At 38.3% G+C, this 2086-nt stretch carries 3 protein-coding genes; 2 read left to right on the forward strand and 1 reads right to left on the reverse strand.

Going from position 1 to position 2086, the window contains the following annotated elements; translation table 11 throughout:
- Positions 1-184, forward strand: a 184-nt coding sequence (locus ACY2RQ_RS19195) for a hypothetical protein (protein WP_490114623.1), incomplete at its 5' end; no start/stop codon positions are given.
- A gap of 15 nt (positions 185-199) precedes the next feature.
- On the forward strand, positions 200-1123 hold the full coding sequence (locus ACY2RQ_RS19200; protein WP_490114624.1) for a hypothetical protein: 924 nt from the start codon (positions 200-202) through the stop codon (positions 1121-1123).
- Positions 1124-1174: 51 nt separating this feature from the next.
- Here the strand turns inward: ACY2RQ_RS19200 and ACY2RQ_RS19205 are convergent, their stop codons facing one another.
- On the reverse strand, positions 1175-1969 hold the full coding sequence (locus ACY2RQ_RS19205) for a hypothetical protein (protein WP_490114625.1): 795 nt from the start codon (positions 1967-1969) through the stop codon (positions 1175-1177).
- Positions 1970-2086 lie beyond the last annotated feature (117 nt).

Consider the following 2086-nt stretch of genomic DNA (forward strand, 5'->3'; position numbering starts at 1 on the left):
GCAATCAGTATTACAAGTTTGCTCAAACAAAATCAAAAGCGTGCCCAAAGCACAGACAAGCACTTTCCAACCGGCCGAATGTAACAAGAGCATCCAGGTGACGCCTTCGGCGCACCTGATGCAGGCGTTATGTGGCAACACAGCAAAAAAATACCTGCTATCTTCCTCTATTCATGAATTGTAATAAGGAGCATTAAAGATGCGCAGGCTAGTATTCAGTATTTTTTTGTTGATCACTTCAGTCAGCTTTGCTGGGGAATATACAGTAACATGGAAGGTTTCAGGTCATAATGTCAAGGCTAAGTTTGACACAATAATATCAATTTCTTCAAACCAGCAGACTATTAATCATCAATTCCCTTCAAGATTTCCATTCAGTCAAATAATGACAGGTAAACAAAAACAACATCAAGATGCATTCTTTTTACGAATTGCCGCACCAAGTACGCACATTATTGTCACCCAAGATAATACCTTGCTGATAGAAAATAATGGGGTAAGTCAACAAGCGCAGTCATTATTGAATTTAATGCATTCGGCCCTGCAATCTCCATCTGGTTCGGTGACTGCCACGGATGGCGCTGTAGCATTGCTACTTAGTCCAATCTCCCTTCTACCAGGCAGTAATCAGTATCTAGATAAAACTACCTCTGACAACATCGTAGTCAATGGTAATGTTGTACATACTAATTTGCATGTTAGCTACGGTGCAGACTATGGAGTAATACTTGAGCAAGTAGATGGTGGATTCCATTTGACCATTACACATTCAGCAATCGATCCTGAAAATATTAACGATATTATAAGTAATACACATGATGAAGGTATAGGACGGGATGGTTTACACGAGGAAGCAACTTTTTCTGTCTTCATCCCAGCAGCGACAATGCAAGCTTTGACTGGTATACAACCTTCAGAAAATCAAATAGGCTTAGCTCAAGTAGCTACAAAAACCGGAACAGCTCTATTATTAGCAAAAGCAACAAAAAAGGTAACTGATCATATTTCACTGGCAGATCAACCGTCGACTCCGTTACAGGCCAGTGATAGCAAGAGTCTGTATGAAAAACAAACAGTTTTGCCAGTAAAACATGAGCATTTACCAAAAAAGTTATCACAATAGCCACATAACAAGCGCATCCAGGTGACGCCTTCGGCGCACCTGATGCGGGCGTTATGTGCTTCTCAGCATATTGAGTTCTCCATCAGTAATATCATATGTAAACACTGGAAGCCTTCTACTTAAGTACCTTTCAATTAGATCAAGTATATCTTTGCAGTCGTCTTCAATGGATTGATCTGAAAACAATACATTTTCTGAACTGACTTCAACGATCAAGCCAATTATTGAATTGGCCTTATAATCAGCTACAACTTCATTGTGCTTTAATGCCCTATGATCCACTTTGTATTTTTCAACGATCCACTCATGTAACTCTTTAATAGTTGCAAAGCAAAGATAATCTTGCTGGTCAGGAAAGGATTCAAAATTTCTTTGATACTCAGTTTTTTCGGAAACCAGTCTTTCACAATATTTCTTTTCTATTACATAACAATGCTGCTCTTTATCCCAAAGACATTTTCGATTATGGATATCTTTTCTAAATGTCCGAACATCACCCGTATAATTTGCTTTAACATTTGTTTTGCGTACGTCTATCAGTAATCCAACACTTCTAAATAACTTTATAGGTACCTTAGGTACTAATAAAGTTGCTGAAGTACAAGGTACTTCTCCGTTACAATAAATCTCATCCAGCTCAGACTCGAACCGATCCAGATTATAGCATCCTGATGCTCTAGTCCCCAGCCTTAGCGGATTATGTAGCATTTTTACAATTAGATTACCTTCTTCATATAGATCATTTGCTCTTTCGAGATCTAATTCTCTAGAGGGTTCTTTGATTTGTGAGGTATCCGTTGAATAAAAGAAGTCCAGCTTTTTAGCTTCAGTACTTTTAATATCCATTATCCACCTGTAATTTAAATAAATTATTATTTACTATCCCTTGGTGTTTTTTACTAACAATTTCGTAAGCGCACATAACAAGTGCATCCAAGTGACGCCTTCGGCGCACCTGATGCA

Source organism: Parendozoicomonas sp. 209JJ7-1, from assembly GCF_058147085.1.

Coding starts and splice junctions, on each gene's coding strand:
- ACY2RQ_RS19200 (WP_490114624.1), top strand. CDS start 200: ATGCGCAGGCTAGTATTCAGTATTTTTTTGTTGATCACTTCAGTCAGC.
- ACY2RQ_RS19205 (WP_490114625.1), bottom strand. CDS start 1,969: ATGGATATTAAAAGTACTGAAGCTAAAAAGCTGGACTTCTTTTATTCA.